Genomic DNA, 19,857 nt, shown 5'->3' on the forward strand with positions numbered 1-19,857 from the left:
GTATTCGATTAAACAGAAACCTTAGAAAGGCCCTAACTCAATCATTTGAGCAATCACAACAGAAACCAAAGCGCCTACCGACCAGAACAAGAACAGTGGTAAGAAGAAACGAACCCACTTGGTGTAAGGTACTTTTGCTATAGCCAATACCGCCAACAAGCCACCATTGGTTGGGTAAATATAGTTAGAAATACCATCACCCAATTGAGAAGCCAGTGCCGCCACTTGACGAGTCACTTCACCAATATCTGCCAACGGAATAATGATTGGCATGGTGATCACCGCTTGGCCACTGCCCGATGGAATGAACAGGTTGATCGCAGCCTGCGAGAAGTAGATCCCTGCTGCTGCCACAAGTTTAGAGCTACCAGAAATGATCTGTGCAAGATAGAAGATAATAGAATCAACAATCTTCGCGTCTTCCATAATGGTTAGCACTGAACGAGCAAAAAAGATGATCAGTACCGCGATCAATACGTCGCTAACACCTTTGGTCCAATACTCACAGATCTTGTTCGGAGATAAACCCGCCACCAAACCCGGAATAATAGCCATCGCCACGAATGCACCCGCAATCTCGGTGAAGCCGAACCCCATCGTCAACGTGCCGAAGATCATGTATGCGAATACGCCCAAGAACGCGATGCCCGCAAGCTTTTCACGTGTGGTCAGTGTTTTCGCTTCAACATTTGATTCATAGTGGTAACCCGTGCCGTGTAACAAGCCTTTGGTCGGATCTTGCTTAACTTTGCGCGCGTAGTTAAGCACATACCATGCACCCGTTAACAACATGAACATACCAACAATAAAGCGGTACCACATGCCTGAATACATAGGCAGTTCAGCGATAGTGTGTGCAATACCCGTAAAGAATGGGTTAGCCAAAGCGGCCGCGAAACCGGCACAACTTGCCAGTAAAACAACGCCAAGTGCCGTAATCGCGTCATAGCCAAGCTTGATACAGATCGGGATCATCAAAGAGATGAAAATGACATCAAGTTCACGCATACCGGTGAAGGTAACGTTGAAGAAGATCGCCGTCATGATCACAGGCGCAATCACGTATAAGCCTTGCTTCTTTAGCTTAGTAGTTAGTGCAACAACGGATGCGTCTAACAGACCCATGTGTTTGATAATGCCAAAAGCACCACCCACAAATACCACAACGCCCATCACGCCAGAAGCGGATTTGAAGCCTTTAAAAAATGATTCGAAAAAAGAGGCTAATGTTGTTGGGTTGCTGGTCAATTGTGTGTAGCTGTCTGGGTCGATAACCGTGCGGCCATTCATGACCACTCGCTCGAATTCACCAGCAGGGATGAAGTAAGTTGCAATTGCAGCAACGATCACCATGATAACCAAAGAGAGAAACGGGTGGTTTACTTCTTTCTCTGTGGGCGCTGCGTTAGCAGCTTGAGATGTAGGTACGGATGTAGATACCGTAGTCGTCATATAGACTCCTTATTTGTCAGCAACTAAGGTTCACTTAGCCGCCGGAGGGATTTTTGGAAAAACGAAACCCTTCACGCTGAACTAAGTTCGCGCTAATTTAGGTTGTTTCAAAAAGGCCTTTGATAGATGGTGCTCTCAAATGTACATAGTGAAGTAGTGAGTATTACTCTTTGCGTCCGAGCAAAATGCAGATGTTCAGCCAAGTCAGGCCAAACTGAATGAGGTCATTACAAGCAGGTAAACAGAAAAGTCTGTTTTGGTAATGCGTTTTTTATCAATTACAAAGACAAGCGGCGCATACTAGCACAACGAGTCATTAATTGTCAGAAAAGTGTGAGTTTCGTCATGCTTTGGTGAGCAAAAGAAAAGCGCCCACTAATAAGTAAGGCGCTTTTCTGCAATCGAATCGAGTTACTTAGGTGCTAATTCGTAGTTTTCTTGCATCTCATGAGGGGCAATCCCGTACTCATAATCCGCTAAGTAGCCATCCTTATAGACCTTCATTCCCTTCTCATCCCAGCTCACTTTGATCATCGCCGTGTTGCCATCTTCACTGCCTAACAGCTCAAGCATTTCTGCATCAATCTTAATGGCTTTGATGGTTTTAATACGCTTAAACGGCTTAAATTCAGTGGCCGAGAATACGATGGCCGAGAATACGATGGCCGAGCGATAACGCTTAAGCTTGAGTCCAATCGCAAAGATTCTCGATTGTTGCTCAAACTGCAACATATTGATCTAGGCTCAATTGATGAGTCTCGCATTTCAGAACTTGTGCGATTCAAAGTCGAAACGCCGGTTCGCTATGAAGGTGACATTAATTATTGGCGTCAGGGCGTCGAATTTCCTGTCGATCAACTGGCATCCAATAAAGAAGTCGATATTCGAGCACGCATTACCATACCCGAGTCTCAACTCACAGCAGGAGAGTTTCACTTCAATATGGAGTGGGCAGTTGAGTGTCTATAAATTAGTAACTTAAGCTGAGTTTTTAATCAAAGAAGAAAAAGTGAGTGAGCTGGAAAGAAAATCAATGGAGTGACAAGTTCGGAATTATAAAACCGATAAAGAGAGATTCACTGGGAATTCGCTGTAGGTTAGCGCAAATTATCAAGGATGGAGTTTTTTTGAACATGTCTTTAAAACACGAAACATAATATGCGATCAGTTCATCGGACTTTCAAGGGAGTAACAAGAGAATATTTGATAACACTGAAGTCAATCACACATGTGCTAATTCTCAGTTGGTTAATCTATGCGATGTTTGCTACGTTTAAATGACACAGTCATTGGAAAGGTATGATTTATGAAAATAAATGTTCAAACACATCATGTATCAATTAACGACGAGTCACGCAAAGACATCGAAGGTAAATTCGAGAAGATATCTAACCATTTCCCATCACTGATCAGTTGCGACATCATCATTACTAAAGAACACGGTCAACATCAGGTTGAAGTATTCACCAACTACGAAGGTGTACGAGTAACAGCAAAATCGACAGACGATGTTATGTACCCAGCTATCGCTGCAGCACTTAAGAAACTTGAAGCGGGCCTAAGTAACCGTAAGGGACAATTGAAAGCCGACCTACACGAGAAACCAACAAGCACGAAGCCAGAGATTGCTTCGGACATCATCCAAGAGATGAAATTGGTATAAATCGATAAGTAGTTAATGCGAAATAACGAATAGAAACTTATTAAGAATTTCAAAGCCAGCACATGTTGCTGGCTTTTTCGATCTTAAAGCCAAGCAAACCTTCGCTTCTTTACCGTCCCTCGAATTCAGCTCAACCCCACATCATTATTAACTCCCTTAAGTTCTTAGCAGCTATAACAATCACTTGTGGGATTTGATACAGTTATAAGCAGAAATTTAGACCACAACGGAATGTTTATTATGAAGAAAATCGCGTTGATACTTTTCCTTGCTACTCAATTAATGGCTTGTACCGAGGTTGGCAGTGAAGCTTGGTGTGCGGATATGAAAGAAAAGCCTAAAGGTGACTGGACGGCTAATGAAGCGGGTGATTTTGCTAAACACTGTATTTTCTAGGTGGGTTGTATTTAGCAGTTCAGTACACCCCACTCAATGAAGCAAGTGAGTAGTTGCAGTATGGTTTACTTATCTCTGTAAAACGGTACAAACAAAAAATCGCATAAGTTAACGCTTATGCGATTTTTGTATGGAGAGATTCCTAGCTAATTTGTTAGGAACTTAAAGAATAATCATCCCATCTCGATAAGTCAGTGATGGTGCTACATCTTGACCAAGTAAGACTGGGCCATCGAGGTCGACGATTTCAGATTGAACGGCGATAGGCAGAGCTGCACGCATCGCCAGCGATGTACCGAGCATACAACCCGACATCAGCGTAAATCCTAGCCTTTGAGCTTCTTCAGCAAGTACCAATGCTTCGGTCAAACCACCTGTTTTATCGAGCTTGATGTTGACCATTTCATATTTGCCTAACAAAGATGAAAGTTGCGAAGTGGTATGACAGCTTTCATCAGCACACAGTGGTATCGGGTGCTTGATGTGCGCCAATGAGGCATCGTGCTGTTGGGGTAACGGCTGCTCGATCATCGCAATATCAAATTCTACCAGTTGATTGAACAACTCTTCGAGATTCAATCCTGTCCACGCTTCATTCGCATCCAATACAATTTGAACATCTGCCGCAGCTTCTCGTACCGCGCGAACACGCTCTACCACCTGCTCGCCGTCAAGCTTCACTTTCAGAAGTTTCGCACCATTCGCGACATAGTCTCGAGCCTGAGTCGCCATGGCTTCTGGCGTGCCAATCGAGACTGTCATTGCAGTCACGATTTGAGCAGGCAACTCAAACAAGCTATTCGGAAACGTCTGGTCGTTCTGCTGAGCTTCAAAATCCCAAAGCGCACAATCGACCGCATTGCGCGCTGCCCCTCCGGTCAATAAAGACTGAAGATGATCTCTTAGCTCTGCCGGATCAGTAACGCCTCGTTCAAACATAGCTTCAAGTGCGCTAGACGCTTGTTGGATTTGCGCTAGCACAGACTCCGATGACTCGCCGTATCGTGGGTAAGGCGTGCATTCGCCCTGAGCTCGTTTGCCACCATGTTCAATGTAAACACGAACAACGTGACACTCAGTTCGACTGCCACGAGAGATGCGAAAAGGCGTTTGCATCGCGATAATAATGGGTTCAGCTGTAATCTTCATAATTTCACTCGGTTGATGTTCACTTTAACAAATGGAAACGTAGAAATGATGAAGTCGTTAAAGTGAATGTCGCAAATGATCAGTAATGTGTTGTACACCAAAGCGCACTGGGTCCGTCACTGGCACTTGATAGAGTGTGGTCCATTCTTGGCACAATGTCTCAGCCTCTTCAATGCTAATCGCCGACGTGTTCAAGCAGATACCCACCAGCTTCGCGTCTGGATTAGTCAGTCGCGCCGCTTGCAAGTTGGCTTCAATCGTCTGTTCTATGCTTGGTAATTTAGCATGAGGAAGGTTACGAATATGTGGTCGCCCAACTTCATGACACAGCACTAAGGCATCAGCTTGTGCGCCATGTAAAAGACCCAAACTCACGCCTGCAAACGAAGGGTTGAACAAAGAGCCTTGCCCTTCAATGATGTCCCAATCGTGGTCGGTAAAATCAGGGCTAATCGCTTCAACTGCGCCAGAAATAAAATCCGCAACCACCGCATCAATCGAAATACCGCTGCCTTCAATCAAAATACCTGTCTGCCCTGTCGCTTTAAACTGAGCGGATGTTCCCGCTTGTTTAAGCGACTTTTCAATCGCTAATGCCGAGAACATTTTGCCTACTGAGCAATCAGTTCCGACAGTAAGCAGGCGCTTACCTTGACGAAGCTTACCGTTACCAACATTAAGAACACCGTCAAAATGGCGTACATCATGAAGCTTAGTCAATCCTTGTTGCTGCATGTCAGCAAGCGGTGAAAATTCACTCAATCGTTGGTGCATGCCAGATGCAATCTCATATCCCATTTCTGCAGCGGCCATAATGGTTGACTGCCAAGAATCAGGAATAACACCACCCGGATTTGCGGTACCAATCACTAGCGTCTTCGCGCCCTGCGCTTGCGCCTCTTGCAGGGTCATATCCGTTAAGCCCAGTGAAACGGTATCACCCGTTAAACGCAGTTGACCTAGGCAGATTTCTGGTCGCCATTGATGAATACCGCGAGCTGTTTTTGCAGCGAGTGGGTCAGTAACATCCCCAAGAAAAAGAAGGTAAGGTTGAGCGATCGACATGAGTATTCCTAATTAATAAGCCCTTGTATGGGTTTACTTTAATTAAGAACTTCGAAGCTGCCGAATGCCTATTTATGGCGAGCCTATAACCTTAAGTTATAGGGTGAGTATGGATTTTCAATGAAGCGATAAATTGCTTAACGGAAATCGACTGAGGGGTGTGCTCTGCGCAAAGCATCGATACCGAAAATTGGATGTCTGGTTGAAGCGGCAACACACAGACCGCATCGTCATTTTGATATTGCTCTGCCGTCCACGGATCAACAATCGCAAACCCCGCTTGGTGCTTGACCAGTTCCGCAGCAGCGCTATACCCACGTACAGATATCGGGTGGTGATAATGCTGCTCACGTGCAATAAGGCGTTGATGTAACAGGAGGCCTAATGGATCGCGGCTATCGAGCCCGATGATTGGCAGCGGATAATTGATCAGATCATCTAACGTTAATTCCGCGGGGAAATGATCAACCGTATTGGAAGGAACCAAAACCTTTAGTGATTCGGTTAATAGCGTTTCACTTAATATCGCAGGCGGTGCTTCATCGCCAAACGCGATAGCAATATCAAGCTCATGCTTTAATAACCCAGCACACAGCTCATCACGGTTTGCAGTCAGCAACTCAAAAGAGAGCTCTTGTTCCCGAGACATTTGGGCTATTACCTGAGTTAGTAATTTAGTCGCCAGTATCGGCGGCGCACCAATGCGTAAATGCTGATGGCCTTGCTTCACTTTGTTGGTCAGAGATCGAAATTGCCCCAATTGCTGATACACCTTTTCCGCTTCTGGCAGTAAGGTTTTTGCCTCAACCGTTGGCACCAACCGCCCTTTAACTCGTTCGAATAAGCCAAACCCAAGTTGTTGCTCCGTGTGCGCCAAAATACGGGTCACGTTTGGTTGCGACACATGCAAGCTGCGCGCGGCTCCAGATACGGTTCCGGTCTGCATAATGGCGTAAAAGACTTCCAATTGTCTTAGGTTCACATTGATGTCCTTATGGTTCGCGAAACAAATCTAGGGTTTGGCTTTTCTTGTATTAGCTAAGCTGTTTATCGGTCTAGCTAGCGTTTTGCGTGAGTCTATTTTAGTAGCTCAGCTATCGTAGGTTGAAGTATCTCAGCCCAAGTTTGATAAGCCTTCGCATTCAAATGCAGATCATCACACGAGTACTTGTTCGACAACAGCTTATTAGGCGACAATACTGAATTCACATCTAAGAACGCAATGCCTTGCTGTGTACAGTACTCGCTTAGCTTGCTATTGAGCAGTTCAACCGACGGATTTAAACCTTGCAGTTTAGAGCCAACATAAAGCGTTGATTGCACCAATATGCGAATCTCATTTTCTTGCCACACCTTAAGCATATCAATGTAGTTCTGGTAGATATGGTCGACATCATAACCCTGAGCTAAATCGTTTATCCCTGCCATAAAGCACACCAGCTTTGGCTTCACATTCAACGTGGTATCAATACGGCGCAACATGCCTGTTGTGGTATCGCCCGCCAAGCCGCGATTGACCATCGAGACATCGCGGAAAATATCTGCCCAAGGTGCCCACTCGGTGATCGAATCACCAAACATCACTAAGTCTGCATTTGGAGAAAAATGGCGATGATTATCTGATGTCATGATGTAACGACTCATGCTGTGGCCTCGTTGCTGAATCTCAGACTGAAGAGCGACTGCCTTGAGGATCTCGCTATCTGGTGTAGTACTATCGAATTGAGCCAACAACCCTTCGATATGAGGTTTAAAAGGGCTAAGACGAGTACTCAGTTGATGATGTTCTTTAAGGAAAGATAACCTTTCTAGTAATGCATACAGAGAGCGGTTTTGACCAACTTCTTGGAATAACTGATACAGATCGAGGACAGAGTGTTGCTGTAGCGCGGCAAGTAATTGCTTGTCTTCCATAGTGTTATCTAACCCTTCAATTATCTAATGATGAACCAAAGATAATATCCGATTGCGTACGGGATAGATAACACTAGAAGCAGAGAATTACTTTTCTTTGATTAGCAGATGGTTACGGTTATCACGGCTTTTCTTAATCAGTTCGTTGCTCTCATCCATTTCATCAGATTTAGCAAGACGATCGTAAAGCAGCACATTCACTGTCGCTGCCAAGTTCATGCAGCCAACTGTTGGTACGTACACAACATGATCGGCTCTGTCGGCGACATCTTGAGAAATAGAGCCGTCTTCAGGGCCAAAGATATAAATGGCATTTTCTGGGTGTTTAAAACGCGGTAGTGGTGTTGCACCTTCTGCGAGTTCTACGCAAACGATCTTAGTTTCTGGATCAAGATTGTCTAAAAACGACTCAACACCAGTCAACGGGATAGTACGCGCAGCACTCTTAGTATCGGTGTGGAATTTTGCGGCTTTTTCGTAGCGTTGCCCTGTGTATTTAACTTCGTCGACTTGGTAACAACCAGCCGCACGCATAACAGCACCAACGTTTGTCGGGCTCTTTGGGTTAGTTAAACCAATAGTCACATGGCTTTTGTTCATGAATCTTTCTCACTTAACGAATAGACATAGCGGGGTGCTACAAAGCGTCGCATTCTAACAAAGCAGCGTCGAATTCAAAAGCATCGATACAAACTCACTTTTTCGCGCTTAAGCCTCTAGTTGCAAGGCTTCTCACCCCAAAAACCTAACCGTCATCATATTTATAAAACAAAAACACTCTAGGATAACAATTAAACAACAAGCCCATTTACATTTTGAAACCACATTAATAATGTGTTGAAAATTGCATGAGACAATCACACAGGAAGCGTGACATGACCCTAACCATCAAAAACCGCCTTTATATTCTATCTTTCATTCCGTTGCTACTAATGGCAATTGGCATGATGAGCGTGACGTATATGAAGAGCACCGAGCTAACCGCACAACAAGTAGAATCGACGCGTAGCAATATGATGGCGATGAAAGAAAAGGAACTTAAAGCGTATCTGCAAATGGCTCAATCTTCTATTAGCCCGTTCTTGGAAAGAGGTGCAACATTAGAAGAAGCCTTACCGACATTAAGAACTCTCGAATATGGCGAGTCTGGCTACATCTTTGGCTACGACTCTAAAGGCGTTCGAGTAGTTGTTGGGCAAAATAACGATGGCATTGGTAAAAACTACTACGACCTGCAAGACAAAAAAGGCAACTACCTGATTCGTGACTTGATCAAGAACTCAAAGCTTGGTGAGTTCACCACCTACTACTTTCCAAAACTTGGTCAATCAGAAGCTCTACCGAAACTGAGCTACTCGATATTCGTTCCCCAGTGGGACTTGATGCTAGGCACAGGTTTTTATACTGACGACATCGATGCTGTAATCGCAGAGATGAAAGAGAGCTCGAATGTCGCGTTACAAAGCTCATTGACGGCGATCGCTATATTCTGTGGTTTGATTGCCCTAGTAGTTGCTGCGTTTGCCGTTGCCGTCAACCGCACAATCATGCGACCACTCGAGCAGTTTGATCGTTCAATCAGCGCATTCGCAAGTGGCGAAGCCGATTTAACCGCTCGAATGGAAACATTTAAAGCGCCTGAGTTCACTAAGCTCAGCGAGAACTTCAACGCCTTCGTGGCAAGCCTTCAAACCATCATTCGCAGCGTAAGCGATGTCGGTCAGCAAGTCGTAGCCGAGACATCTAGCATGTCTTCTCGCGCTGCGCAGGTCGACGAGATTGCTACTGGGCAACGTGAAGAGACTGAACAAGTTGCAACGGCGATGACTGAAATGACCACAACGGCGCAAGAGATCTCGAGCAACGCTAGCCAAGCGGCGGATTCCGCTAAACTTGCAGAGGGCAATGCCAAAGAAGCGCAACAGATAGTAAACGCCGCTGCAGATTCGGTAGCAGGCCTAGCGAGCGAAGTATCAGAAGCCAACACTGTCGTGTCTCGTTTAGAAGGTGATGTGCAGAATATCTCCTCTTCGTTGGCGGTCATCCAAGACATTGCCGAGCAAACTAACCTACTCGCGTTGAATGCCGCGATTGAAGCTGCACGTGCAGGCGAACAAGGTCGTGGGTTTGCTGTGGTTGCCGATGAGGTTCGTAAACTGGCAAGCCGCACTCAAGAAAGCACTGGCGACATTCACAAGATGATTGAGCAACTTAAAGCTGCCTCAGATGCTGCTGTGAAAGCGATGGATTCAAGTCAAAACCGAAGTGCGCAAACCGTGGAAGAAGCGAATGCCGCAGCCAAAGCACTGGCGAAGATCCAAGCGTCGATTGATACCATCATGGACATGAACTCGCTTATTGCGACAGCCACTGAACAGCAAAATATTGTAGGACAAGAAATATCTCAACGCATCGTGGTGATTTCTGACCAAAGCTCACAATCGGCAGAACTCGCGAATCAAAACCGTACAGGTAGCCAAAACCTCAACAGTCGTGCAAATGAGCTGTATCACTTGGTGGATCGCTTCACCGTCTAATACATTTTCGGTCTAGTTAAGCCGTAATCAAACGATAATTAATCCTAAAACACGTCGGGCTTCAGAATCTCTATTCTGAAGCCCGTTTTTATCGGTGGAGGTTTTAAGCCATACACTAATCCAATTGCTCAGAAAGGAAGTCCACCAGCAGGCGAACCTTTGAAGATAAGTTGCGGTTCTGAGGATAAAGCGCCCAGATCCCTTCTTTGTCATCTCGATAATCGGACAGCACCTCAACCAACTCACCAGAATCAAGGTCTTCACTCACATAGTATTCCGGCAACTGCACCAAGCCAATGCTCTGCTTAGCTGCGTCTAACAAGGCTAAACCACTGTTGCACTTAATGCGTCCGTTAACACGAACTGAGCGAGGGCGTCTATTTTCTTTGAAACGCCAATGTTCAAATCCACCGACTAAACATTGGTGATTATTTAATTCTGATAATGTATGCGGCTCGCCATAACGTTCAATATATTCAGGGCTTGCACATACATAAAGTTGGCGTTGAGACAGCCTCTTTGCCACAAGGCTTGAGTCTTCCAAGCGGCCAAGACGAATCGCAACATCAACACCCGAATCGATAAGATCGAGCTTTTGATTGGTCAGCATCAGCTCAAGCTCTACTTGCGGGTGAAGCTTTAAGAATTGATGCAGTATTGGGGCGAGTTGGCGCTCACCATAAGTCACAGGCGCGGTGACTTTCAGTAAGCCTTTGGGTGTGGATTGCATCTGCGTGACCGCAAGCTCAGCAATTTCTAAACCTTCGACCAACAACTTACATTGTTGGTAATAGAGTTGCCCAGCCTCTGTAAGAGACACCTTTCGAGTCGTTCGATTGAGCAGTTTCACTGCGAGTCGTTCTTCGAGGTTTGCTACTCTACGACTGATTTGAGCCACCGACGTAGCGAGCTTCTGCGCCGCACCAGTAAAGCTTTCACGCTCTGCCACTGCAACAAACTCACTTACCCCTTCCCAATTGGCCATGCCTTTACCTTATGCTGAACTTTGGTTACCCATACAGTGTATTGAAGTTAGATATCAGTGTCACCTTGCTTGATATACGCTGTGCATTAATCTTCGGCACCTATAGTCATTCCCTTACAGAACCATATTTTTGTCCTAACATTAACCTCATCCCCTATTGCTAGGGTGAGAATCTCTAAAACACTGGTACAACAAAGTAAGGTATCCCTTTGAAGAAGTTAATCATACTTGCATCAACTCTTGTACTCAGCACCACTGCGTTTGCAGCAACTAAAACAACAATTCAAGAAACAACGCTAAAATCTGATACATTTGTTACTGAAGCGGAAGCATACGATGCAGGCACCAACCTTATGGATGAGTTAAGCGCAAAAACACCTTTTGAGCTTTCAAGAGAACTGCCACAGTTCCAACAGACAACCAAATACGATTCGTTCAAGATTGATGACGCGAATATGGAAGTGAAGAAAATCACTAACATGAGCGGTGACATTCATTACCAAGCGAACGTAAAAGTGGACTACCGTTACACATACAAAGACGGTCGCAGCAGCTAACACCGAATGATTGATCAGGTCTAAAAACTGATCACCTAGTCAAAAGACTGATCACCTAGTCAAAAAGAAAGCCCGCACTCATAGAGTGCGGGCTTTTTTGTCGTTCACCGCTGATTAATGGGACTCAATACGAGCAACCATTATCAGCTCATATTCGTCTGTCTAATTTTGAAAATTACACTTCAAACTGAGACACAAGGCTATCTAGCGCTTCACACTGTTCAGCCAATGCCATACATGCATTTTCTGCGCTGCTTGCCATCTCAACCATTTGCATGGTGCTTTCAGCGATGCGTTGAACATTCTTATTCACTTCTTCAGACACTTGAGACTGTTGCGAAGCCGCCGTAGCAATTTGTGTGTTCATGTCATTCATCTTGCCAATTGAGTTACGAATCTCACTCAATGAAGATGCTGCAGTTCCTGCTTGAACAATGGTTTTCTCGCCACTCACTTTGCTTTCAGTCATCACACCAACCGCGTGTTTAGCACCCACTTCTAAGCGTTCAATCATTGATTGGATTTCGCCAGTGCTGTCTTGAGTTTTACTCGCAAGCGCTCGAACTTCATCAGCCACAACCGCAAAGCCACGGCCTTGTTCACCCGCTCGTGCCGCTTCAATAGCCGCATTCAAAGCAAGTAGGTTGGTTTGCTCTGCAATGCCTTTGATCACACCAAGGATTGAGGCAATGTTCTTCACGTCTGTGTCCAGCTCTTGAACAACACCGCCCGCGTTCTCGATATCTTGCGCAAGGCGTTCAATCGAAGTCACGGTCAAGCCAAGCGTGGTGTCTGCCGATTCCACTTCATGATTGGCAACATTACTGGCGGTTGCCGCATCTAATGCATTACCACTCACCACTTCACTGGTTGCTTGCATCTCATGAACCGCCGCCGCGACTACTTCACTTTCACGCTGTTGGTTCGATGAAAATTCAGCAACACTTTGCGTTAACGATTTAATGTTTTCCATCTCAGCGCGTACCGCATTCGATGTAAAAATAACTTGTTCGACGGTGACATGGATCTTGCCAACAAACTGGTTGAAAGCAGAACTTAAACGAGCGATCTCATCATTACCTTCGACCTTCATACGTTGAGACAAGTTACCGTCACCCGATGCGATCTCATTCATCGCTTTCTCTACGTTCTGGATTGGCTGAACGATAAACCGATTGGATAACCACATAGCGAAAAGTGCAGCGAAAACAGCAACGGCCATACCCACTTCAATGATCAACTTACTCGATTCAATAGAGTCATCGGCTTGCTGGCGAAGCTCTTTCTGTTTCAATTCGATCAGAGTTCGGATATCGCGCAGTTGAGTACGAATGATCGCAAACTCTGCGTCAAGCGCTGGCGAGTAATCAATATTGTATTGGTCTGCGTTTGCTGGATCAGCGAACATTGGCTCGTGCAGTGCCACCCACTTGCTCATCGCGTTAACAAGCTTTGATAACTCGCCACGTGAAGATGGATCCAACACGCCCGCTTGATACAAGGTTTCGACACTTTCAAAACGAGGAACCGCTTTGTAAGCGTTGTCTTTAAATTCAAATTTTTGGTACTCAATCGCCGCTTGGTCTTTCGAGAGTAATAGACCTTGAGCAGAAGCGATAACTTGATAAATGTCACGATACCCATCTTCCAAATTGTCTAACACGGGCTGAACCACATTATTGAGCTCATTATTAATCGCAGCTTGAGCATTTGATCTGATAACGTTGAGCACAGTAACGGTAGAAAAAACAATCACAATCACCAACAGCGGGATCGCGATTTTACTCTTAATCGAAAGATTATTGATATTCATTGGGATTAATAACCACACTTCAAATAGGGATGCGCGCGCAATATACAGCACACATATAAAATCCCGCTAAGCTTTTGTGAGCTTCATCTCATAGAAAACGATACCGTAAATTCGTGTGATGTTTTTTCAATCAAAGGTTAACTTTCGGCGACTAAAATACTCTCTGATTTAGACTTATTTGCTGCTGATACGCGCAAATACTGGAGAAGTGTTAGAAATAACACCATAATGTAGGGCTCTAAAATAAGTAGGTAAGAACATGAAAATTTGTGGTGTTGAAATCAAAGGTAACGATGCAGTCATCTGTCTTCTTTCTCTGTCAGACGGCGTATTTAACATTCCTGATTGCCGAGTTTCTAAGGTTGCGATTAGCGACGCAAACGACACACAGAATATGAAAGACTTTCAATTCTCTTTTGCAAAGTTAATGGAAGATTACCAAGTAGAAAAAGTTGTAATTCGCCAACGTCAGACTAAAGGCAAATTTGCTGGCGGTGGTTTCGGCTTCAAACTTGAAGCAGCAATTCAGCTAATCGACGGCCTAGATGTAACCGTTGTGTCTCCAGCTGAAATCAAAGAAAGCCTTAAGCGCAACCCTCTTATGATGAAGTTCAAAGAGACCGGCCTTAAGCAATACCAAGAAGCACCGTTTACAACGGCTTACGCTTGTTTGATGAAACGCTAATCAAAAGTCGCTAGCCAATATTTTATATAGAAAGAGCCTGAATATTCAGGCTCTTTTTTGTTTCTAGTCATCGATTTTTAGTAGGATGAGTTTTGGTATACAAACTACCGCTCTAACACTGTTCGACTGCGAGCCTTAATCCATTCTGGCTTCCTCACCACCAAATAAACCGCCGCAGCAGACAACGCAAAGCCCATTGCACCATAGATATCGAATGATTCACCGAAAATAAGCCACGCTTGGATTGCTGTCGTCGGTGGCACCAAGTAAAAGACCGAAGCCACACTTGAAGATGCACCGTGCTCTACCATGTAAAGCAACAATAGGATGGCAACACAAGACAGAACGACCACCAGCCAAATTAGAGTCAACGTGAATTCTATCGTCCAGTTTACTTGCATAGTTTCGTAACGCATTGCGAACGGCAGAAACAACGCGGCAGAAGCCAAATATTGCACCATCGCACCGCCGACCATATCTGTCCCCTGACAGAAGCGCTTCTGATACAAAGTGCCGCAGGTAATACCCACCAAAGAAACCAAACACAATAACGTTGCCAAGCCTTTTTGGTCGTCTGACTGCCATTCAATATTGCCCATCAACACCAAACTAATACCCGCAAAACCAAGCGCTAACCCCAACCACTGTGCAAAATTAAAACGCTGAGAAGTACAGCTGATCATAATCAATGCGGTAAGAATCGGTTGTAAGCCAACAAGTAGAGAACTCAACCCGGCGGGCATACCTATATCAATCGCCAGATAGGTGCCACCAAGGTAGAAACCATGAATCAAGATGCCAACCACACTTGCGTGGAAGAATGCTCGACCACGAGGAATACGACGCTTAAGGATTGCAATCAAAACCAAGAACAGCGCCACGTTGGCTACCATCCTCAATGAAAGTAATGTTGCGGGTTCCGCGTATTCCACACCAAGACGTGCGCCGACAAAACCTGACGACCACAATATTACAAACACAAACGGAATCATTTTAATCAGCATTACAAACCTCTGGTCAACTCTTCATCAATGCTGTTACCTTAGTTGGGTACAGATAACTAATAAAGATACAGATATAACACTTTGAATGGTTACAGATTGAGAGTGAGCAACGAGGGAGAAAAACGTGGAAGCAGAACTCAGCGGCAATAAATACCTTGCTACCGAACAACATATTAAGGCTCAGATCGATAAGGGGCTCTTTCATCCAGACGATCGCCTTCCCTCGATCCGCCAGTTAAGCGAACAGCTTGGCGTAAGCAAAAATACCGTAATTCGCGCCTATCAAGAACTGGAAGCCACAGGCTGGGTTTATTCAGTACCTAAATCTGGCTATCGCGTGAAAGCACCGAACACCACCAGCTGGGATGCATCAAGCCAACCTCAAAAAGTCGATCTGTTGTCTGTCACCAAATCGGTACTCTCTCGTCCAAAAGGTCGCCTGAAACTGTTGGCAGGCTCCGCGCACCCGAACATCAACAATCCTGCGATTCGTAGCTTGTATGCCGAGATTGGCCGTCACAGTCGATTACAAACTCAGCTTCCCGGTTATTACCAATTACCCCCCGGCGACGAGCAATTAGTAAAGCAATTGTTAAAGATCACTCATGATCTTGGTGTGCCTGCGGGATCGAAAGAGATTGCAATTACTCACGGTGCTCAACAGGCGATCAGTCTAGCTTTGCGTGCGCTCACCAAGCCCGGCGACATCGTGGCGGTCGAGTCGCCCTGTTATTTCGGTAATCTACTTTTACTTGAATCACTTGGATTGCAAGCCCTTGAAATCCCAAGCAGCGTTAGCCACGGTATTGATATACCATCCCTACAGAGTGCGTTGGACAAATGGGAAGTGAAAACCTTACTGCTAACGCCAAACTTTACTAACCCAACCGGCTCAAGAATGCCATTGGCGAATCGAAAAGCATTACTGGAGATCACCGGATCTTTACCAATTATCGAAGACGATGTGTTCGGTAGCTTGGCGTTCGATACACCAATCGCTAGCCTCAAAGAGCTTGATGACCAAGATAGAGTCATCTACGTCAACTCACTGTCTAAAACCTTAGACTCACGCTTGCGAATCGGTTGGTTATTGTCGGGGCGCTACCAACCTTTAGTCGAAAAGTACCTTTTATGCGACAACATGGGCAGCTCAAACCTGATGCAATCCGCGGTAGGGCAATTCCTCACTACCGGTAAATATCGCAGCCACTTATCCAAAATGAAACGGCTCTACCAAACCAACCAAAAGCAATTCCAAAGCCTGTTAATACAAGCACTAGATAGCCACCCACACCTTGTCGGGCAATACCACCTATCAAAACCGGAAGGCTCTTTTTTAAACTGGATAACACTGCCTGAATCGGTCGATAGCTACGCAGTCTATCAAGACTGTTTAAAGCATAAGTTGGGGATTTTACCCGGAACAGTATTTGGCACCAACGACCAATATAAACACTGCTTGCGCTTTACTGTTGCCAACATTGAAGAGAGCAAAGAGTGGAAAGAAGGGGTTGTGACACTAGCGAAAATAATCGCTAAGCACGTGCGTTAGGTTACCTTTCTAATTACCATTTAGACCAAAACAACAAAGCCCCATTCAACTGAGTGGGGCTTCCATCATTATCATATCTTGAGTTGCTTAAATACGATGGTTAGTTAAATACGATTACCCTTGCCAAGCGAACTGTTCAAAAACTTTGTCGACTGGCGTTTTAGCAACGTGGTTTACGTAATTACTGATCACTTTCTGAGACAGGCCAAGAATCACTTCTAGCACTTGTTGCTGACCGTAGCCCGCTTCGAAAAATGCTGCCATTTCACTTTCAGGCACATTGCCGCGGTTACGTACCATGCTCAGCGTAAAATCATGCAGGGCTTGCAGCTTTTCAGTGGGTAAAGCTGTGCGATTACGCAGTGCTTCGGTGATTGCAGGATCAACCTTCATTGAATGTGCAATGCCAGTGTGTGCAGGAACGCAGTAGTGGCATTCGTGTTCAACGTTGATGGTTTGCCAAACAACCGTTAGCTCTTCAGCATCGAAAGATGAGTCACTAAACGCCTGATGAAGCTGAGTGTAAGCCTTAAGTGTGTTTGGAGATTCAGCCAACACACCAAACAAGCCCGGCACTCTGCCCATCTGCTTTTTAGCGCCCTCAAGAATAGGTTGGCTTTGCTCTGGCGCGGATTCTACTGAGTGAATTTTGAAGTTGCTCATTGCTCTATCCCTATCAATTTTCGGTTCTAAAGTTATTCAATCACGGAGCAATTAATGAATGTTCTCCGTTGGTGTAAAAACAATATAGATCAAACAAGAACGATCGTTCAAGTGTTATTTTGAACAGTTGTTCAATTTATACATTGAAGCCAGAAGAATGTCTTCGTTCATAACAAGAAAGCCCAACAGGCAACACCTGATGGGCTTTCTCTTTTTCTCAATTTTTTTGCAAGCGGCTACCAATATTCTGCGTGGGCCAAGCCTTTAACACAGCTCGACTTGCCACTTGTTACTTTAATTTCACCACCAGTCAACGATTGAGCCAACCAACCGTGAGAGAAACTCAATTCAAAGGGCGCAGGGACTTGCTCAACGGTAATTTGCTCAAAGCCCACTTTTGAATAGTAGTTAGGATCACCGTACGTCACTGCAAGCTCAATACCCTGCTCTTTTAGGAGCTGCAAACCGGAGTTAATCAGGCGCTGACCAATACCACGCTTTTGCACCTGAGTGCTCACCGCGACTGGCGAAAGCAAATATGCCTTGGTTTCATCGTCAAATGAAAGCGACGTAAAGATAATCGAGCCTACAATCGTACTATCCGCATCCGACTCACTAGAATCATCTTCAACAACAAAGCAAAATAGCTCTGTCGGAGCTGTGGTCGTTAAAAGATCGTTGGCAAGCTCACCCAAAGTTTTACCTTCGTTCTCACCTTCTGAATCCGTAAAGGTTTGAGTGAAAACTTGAGTGATCGTTTCGATTTCATTTGAATTATATTGCCTAAATTTCATGGTGTTACTCATTTACTTTAATTTCTTGAGCACAAAGAACTGATAATCAAAATCACGTTGTTCAGAACCTTTCGAAGGCTCTTGACCCAAACCGTTCTTTGATGTGCTGCTATCGAAAAATTGTTTAACTTCATTGTCGCAATCGACGAGCGCTTTTGAGTTCGGCATCGTTGCTTTAAGCGCTTCTATTCGCTTTTGAAAGGGCTGGTAATACGCAAGCCAACCAGCGTCATTCATTGCAAAGTGATCCAAAACTTCATAACCCGCTGCTTTTGCCTGTTTAATACGCTCGGAAACCGTCGTCATGTCCGGGTACTCTTTCTGCCAGAACGCTTTGCTCGATTCGTTAGGTTGTTCGGTATTCCACACCAAATCATTAACGACCAATATGCCGTCATCACTGAGTAAATTTCGCCACTGCTTTAGCGCCTTTTCAACACCCATGATGTAAGCGCTGCCTTCCGACCAAATTAGGTCAAACGACTTAGCTTCAAACGGCAGATCCATCATGCTCGCGCATACGGTTTTGACGTTGCTTTCTAAGCCAAGAACCTGTGCTTGCTGAGTCAGAACATCTAAACTCGGTTGATCATTATCTACCGCCGTTATTTGCACATCCACTTGATGTTCTACTAAGGCTTTCGCTAACACCGAGGTGGCAATACCTTTACCACAACCGATCTCAAGCACACGTTTAGGAGAAACCGAAACGTGTACCAACGCCGCTAAAGTATCTTCCGCTGTTCCTGGCCCTAAACGCTGTAAACCCTCAAAGATCACCTCAAAATCCGCCATGTACTGGTCATGATCGTTCATGTCTTTTGAAAGCCATTTCAGTCGCAGTGCTTGCTTCTCATCAAAGCCTTGCTTAATGAGCCAATCGAGATGCGCATCAGGCGCCACCTTGTCCATCGATTCATGCCAATCTTGCAAACCACTCTCGCCTAACAAGGCCGATAAAAGATCTCTCGAACGCTGTTTCTGAGCGATCTCTTCGTCCAATTGTTCGAGTCGGTTTTGTAACAAGGAGCGGTCAACCTTGGCATCCAAACACGCCTGACACTCTTTCAACGTCAGTCCACCCGCTTGTAACTGCTGCAACAATTTCACACGCTGCAAGTCGCGTTCGGAATAACTTCGATAACCATTATTGGTGCGTTGAGCTTCTATCAAACCCAACTTTCCATAGTACAAAAGCGTTGAACGGCTCAGGCCAACGAGCTCCGCTAATTCAGATATGCGATACATCCACTTCTCCCTCATTTCAGTAGTAAAGATAAACTATGAAGTTGTAGTCAGGTCAACAGAATTTTCGACACTTTTCTCGTTCTTTACCTATTTACCTTCAAATTGATAAAGCGATCTGAGCGTGTCTTTTACCCATAGAACGGTTAGTCATCGACATTGCCTGAACGGGATTCAGGAAAGGAGAAGTATTAAACTTGATGAATTGAAAACAATTAGCTCATAAACATACTTCTTTTTAACTGAATTTTGCCAATTTCTAAATCATTCAATAATGGACGAACGTTAACTAAACGATAAATAAACTCACCGAGTGAATACTTAAATCAACCACACATATACACCAGAAATTCCTGCTTAAATTTTTTAGAAAAATTCAAAAT

General features: G+C 44.9%; 19 protein-coding genes and 1 pseudogene. 7 read left to right on the forward strand and 13 right to left on the reverse strand.

The genetic code is table 11. From position 1 onward, the window contains the following. Positions 1-21 precede the first annotated feature (21 nt). Positions 22-1,452, reverse strand: coding sequence for a YfcC family protein (locus tag AB4503_RS03940; protein ID WP_017066892.1), 1,431 nt, complete (start codon positions 1,450-1,452; stop codon positions 22-24). 411 nt (positions 1,453-1,863) lie between these two features. After that, positions 1,864-2,091 (reverse strand): annotated as a pseudogene (locus AB4503_RS03945) (hypothetical protein); the annotation flags it as partial. Positions 2,092-2,163: 72 nt separating this feature from the next. Between AB4503_RS03945 and AB4503_RS03950 the strand changes: the two are divergent. From AB4503_RS03950 to AB4503_RS03960, 3 genes are all read left to right on the forward strand, one after another. Further along, positions 2,164-2,421 carry a hypothetical protein gene (locus AB4503_RS03950; RefSeq protein WP_229648214.1) on the forward strand — a complete coding sequence of 86 codons (258 nt, stop codon included), beginning with the start codon at positions 2,164-2,166 and terminating at the stop codon, positions 2,419-2,421. Positions 2,422-2,758: 337 nt separating this feature from the next. Further along, positions 2,759-3,115 (forward strand): ribosome hibernation-promoting factor, HPF/YfiA family, encoded by a 357-nt coding sequence (gene hpf / locus AB4503_RS03955; protein WP_017061680.1) that lies wholly within the window; start codon positions 2,759-2,761, stop codon positions 3,113-3,115. Between the two features lie 240 nt (positions 3,116-3,355). After that, entirely contained in the window at positions 3,356-3,511 is a 156-nt protein-coding gene (locus AB4503_RS03960) for a DUF3012 domain-containing protein (protein WP_017061679.1), read from the forward strand. Between the two features lie 162 nt (positions 3,512-3,673). Here AB4503_RS03960 and dgcA read toward each other — a convergent pair whose 3' ends face one another. The 5 genes from dgcA to AB4503_RS03985 form a co-directional block, all read right to left on the reverse strand. After that, positions 3,674-4,660 carry an N-acetyl-D-Glu racemase DgcA gene (dgcA, locus tag AB4503_RS03965; RefSeq protein WP_017066889.1) on the reverse strand — a complete coding sequence of 329 codons (987 nt, stop codon included), beginning with the start codon at positions 4,658-4,660 and terminating at the stop codon, positions 3,674-3,676. 57 nt (positions 4,661-4,717) lie between these two features. After that, positions 4,718-5,725, reverse strand: a complete 1,008-nt coding sequence (dgcN, locus tag AB4503_RS03970) for an N-acetyltransferase DgcN (RefSeq protein ID WP_017061677.1) — start codon at positions 5,723-5,725, stop codon at positions 4,718-4,720. Between the two features lie 91 nt (positions 5,726-5,816). Next, the gene (locus AB4503_RS03975; RefSeq protein ID WP_017066887.1) at positions 5,817-6,707 is read right to left on the reverse strand and encodes a LysR family transcriptional regulator; all 891 of its coding nucleotides are present in this window, start codon (positions 6,705-6,707) and stop codon (positions 5,817-5,819) included. 95 nt (positions 6,708-6,802) lie between these two features. Further along, on the reverse strand, positions 6,803-7,639 hold the full coding sequence (locus tag AB4503_RS03980) for an SGNH/GDSL hydrolase family protein (RefSeq protein WP_017066886.1): 837 nt from the start codon (positions 7,637-7,639) through the stop codon (positions 6,803-6,805). Between the two features lie 87 nt (positions 7,640-7,726). Then, on the reverse strand, positions 7,727-8,239 hold the full coding sequence (locus AB4503_RS03985) for an RNA methyltransferase (RefSeq protein WP_017061674.1): 513 nt from the start codon (positions 8,237-8,239) through the stop codon (positions 7,727-7,729). A 275-nt stretch (positions 8,240-8,514) separates the two neighbouring features. On the opposite strand from AB4503_RS03985, the gene AB4503_RS03990 reads away from it, so the two are divergent. After that, positions 8,515-10,176 carry a methyl-accepting chemotaxis protein gene (locus AB4503_RS03990; RefSeq protein WP_017064932.1) on the forward strand — a complete coding sequence of 554 codons (1,662 nt, stop codon included), beginning with the start codon at positions 8,515-8,517 and terminating at the stop codon, positions 10,174-10,176. A gap of 115 nt (positions 10,177-10,291) precedes the next feature. On the opposite strand, the gene AB4503_RS03995 is transcribed toward AB4503_RS03990, so the two are convergent. After that, positions 10,292-11,161 (reverse strand): LysR family transcriptional regulator, encoded by an 870-nt coding sequence (locus tag AB4503_RS03995; RefSeq protein ID WP_017064933.1) that lies wholly within the window; start codon positions 11,159-11,161, stop codon positions 10,292-10,294. Positions 11,162-11,370: 209 nt separating this feature from the next. On the opposite strand from AB4503_RS03995, the gene AB4503_RS04000 reads away from it, so the two are divergent. Further along, positions 11,371-11,718: a DUF3316 domain-containing protein gene (locus AB4503_RS04000; RefSeq protein ID WP_017076504.1), complete on the forward strand. Its 348-nt coding sequence runs from the start codon at positions 11,371-11,373 to the stop codon at positions 11,716-11,718. A gap of 175 nt (positions 11,719-11,893) precedes the next feature. Here the strand turns inward: AB4503_RS04000 and AB4503_RS04005 are convergent, their stop codons facing one another. Then, positions 11,894-13,531: a methyl-accepting chemotaxis protein gene (locus AB4503_RS04005; protein ID WP_372113721.1), complete on the reverse strand. Its 1,638-nt coding sequence runs from the start codon at positions 13,529-13,531 to the stop codon at positions 11,894-11,896. Between the two features lie 259 nt (positions 13,532-13,790). Here AB4503_RS04005 and AB4503_RS04010 point away from each other — a divergent pair, with 259 nt between their 5' ends. Further along, positions 13,791-14,216, forward strand: coding sequence for a DUF3010 family protein (locus tag AB4503_RS04010; RefSeq protein WP_017061669.1), 426 nt, complete (start codon positions 13,791-13,793; stop codon positions 14,214-14,216). Positions 14,217-14,320: 104 nt separating this feature from the next. Here the strand turns inward: AB4503_RS04010 and AB4503_RS04015 are convergent, their stop codons facing one another. Continuing rightward, entirely contained in the window at positions 14,321-15,220 is a 900-nt protein-coding gene (locus AB4503_RS04015) for a DMT family transporter (protein ID WP_371725250.1), read from the reverse strand. A 124-nt stretch (positions 15,221-15,344) separates the two neighbouring features. On the opposite strand from AB4503_RS04015, the gene AB4503_RS04020 reads away from it, so the two are divergent. Continuing rightward, positions 15,345-16,772, forward strand: coding sequence for an aminotransferase class I/II-fold pyridoxal phosphate-dependent enzyme (locus AB4503_RS04020; RefSeq protein ID WP_171732861.1), 1,428 nt, complete (start codon positions 15,345-15,347; stop codon positions 16,770-16,772). 114 nt (positions 16,773-16,886) lie between these two features. Here AB4503_RS04020 and AB4503_RS04025 read toward each other — a convergent pair whose 3' ends face one another. The 3 genes from AB4503_RS04025 to AB4503_RS04035 form a co-directional block, all read right to left on the reverse strand. Next, complete coding sequence (locus AB4503_RS04025) at positions 16,887-17,435, reverse strand: carboxymuconolactone decarboxylase family protein (protein ID WP_017061666.1); 549 nt, start codon at positions 17,433-17,435, stop codon at positions 16,887-16,889. A gap of 236 nt (positions 17,436-17,671) precedes the next feature. Further along, positions 17,672-18,241, reverse strand: coding sequence for a GNAT family N-acetyltransferase (locus AB4503_RS04030; protein ID WP_017064937.1), 570 nt, complete (start codon positions 18,239-18,241; stop codon positions 17,672-17,674). Further along, on the reverse strand, positions 18,242-19,477 hold the full coding sequence (locus AB4503_RS04035) for a MerR family transcriptional regulator (protein WP_372113723.1): 1,236 nt from the start codon (positions 19,475-19,477) through the stop codon (positions 18,242-18,244). Positions 19,478-19,857: the final 380 nt, after the last annotated feature.

Origin of the sequence: Vibrio sp. 10N.222.55.B11 (genome assembly GCF_041473705.1) — a bacterium.
GTDB lineage: Bacteria > Pseudomonadota > Gammaproteobacteria > Enterobacterales > Vibrionaceae > Vibrio > Vibrio crassostreae_C.

Coding starts and splice junctions, on each gene's coding strand:
- hpf (WP_017061680.1), top strand. CDS start 2,759: ATGAAAATAAATGTTCAAACACATCATGTATCAATTAACGACGAGTCA.
- dgcA (WP_017066889.1), bottom strand. CDS start 4,660: ATGAAGATTACAGCTGAACCCATTATTATCGCGATGCAAACGCCTTTT.
- AB4503_RS03940 (WP_017066892.1), bottom strand. CDS start 1,452: ATGACGACTACGGTATCTACATCCGTACCTACATCTCAAGCTGCTAAC.
- AB4503_RS03960 (WP_017061679.1), top strand. CDS start 3,356: ATGAAGAAAATCGCGTTGATACTTTTCCTTGCTACTCAATTAATGGCT.
- AB4503_RS04035 (WP_372113723.1), bottom strand. CDS start 19,477: ATGTATCGCATATCTGAATTAGCGGAGCTCGTTGGCCTGAGCCGTTCA.
- dgcN (WP_017061677.1), bottom strand. CDS start 5,725: ATGTCGATCGCTCAACCTTACCTTCTTTTTCTTGGGGATGTTACTGAC.
- AB4503_RS04015 (WP_371725250.1), bottom strand. CDS start 15,220: ATGCTGATTAAAATGATTCCGTTTGTGTTTGTAATATTGTGGTCGTCA.
- AB4503_RS03995 (WP_017064933.1), bottom strand. CDS start 11,161: ATGGCCAATTGGGAAGGGGTAAGTGAGTTTGTTGCAGTGGCAGAGCGT.
- AB4503_RS03980 (WP_017066886.1), bottom strand. CDS start 7,639: ATGGAAGACAAGCAATTACTTGCCGCGCTACAGCAACACTCTGTCCTC.
- AB4503_RS04010 (WP_017061669.1), top strand. CDS start 13,791: ATGAAAATTTGTGGTGTTGAAATCAAAGGTAACGATGCAGTCATCTGT.
- AB4503_RS04005 (WP_372113721.1), bottom strand. CDS start 13,531: ATGAATATCAATAATCTTTCGATTAAGAGTAAAATCGCGATCCCGCTG.
- AB4503_RS03990 (WP_017064932.1), top strand. CDS start 8,515: ATGACCCTAACCATCAAAAACCGCCTTTATATTCTATCTTTCATTCCG.
- AB4503_RS04030 (WP_017064937.1), bottom strand. CDS start 18,241: ATGAGTAACACCATGAAATTTAGGCAATATAATTCAAATGAAATCGAA.
- AB4503_RS03985 (WP_017061674.1), bottom strand. CDS start 8,239: ATGAACAAAAGCCATGTGACTATTGGTTTAACTAACCCAAAGAGCCCG.
- AB4503_RS04025 (WP_017061666.1), bottom strand. CDS start 17,435: ATGAGCAACTTCAAAATTCACTCAGTAGAATCCGCGCCAGAGCAAAGC.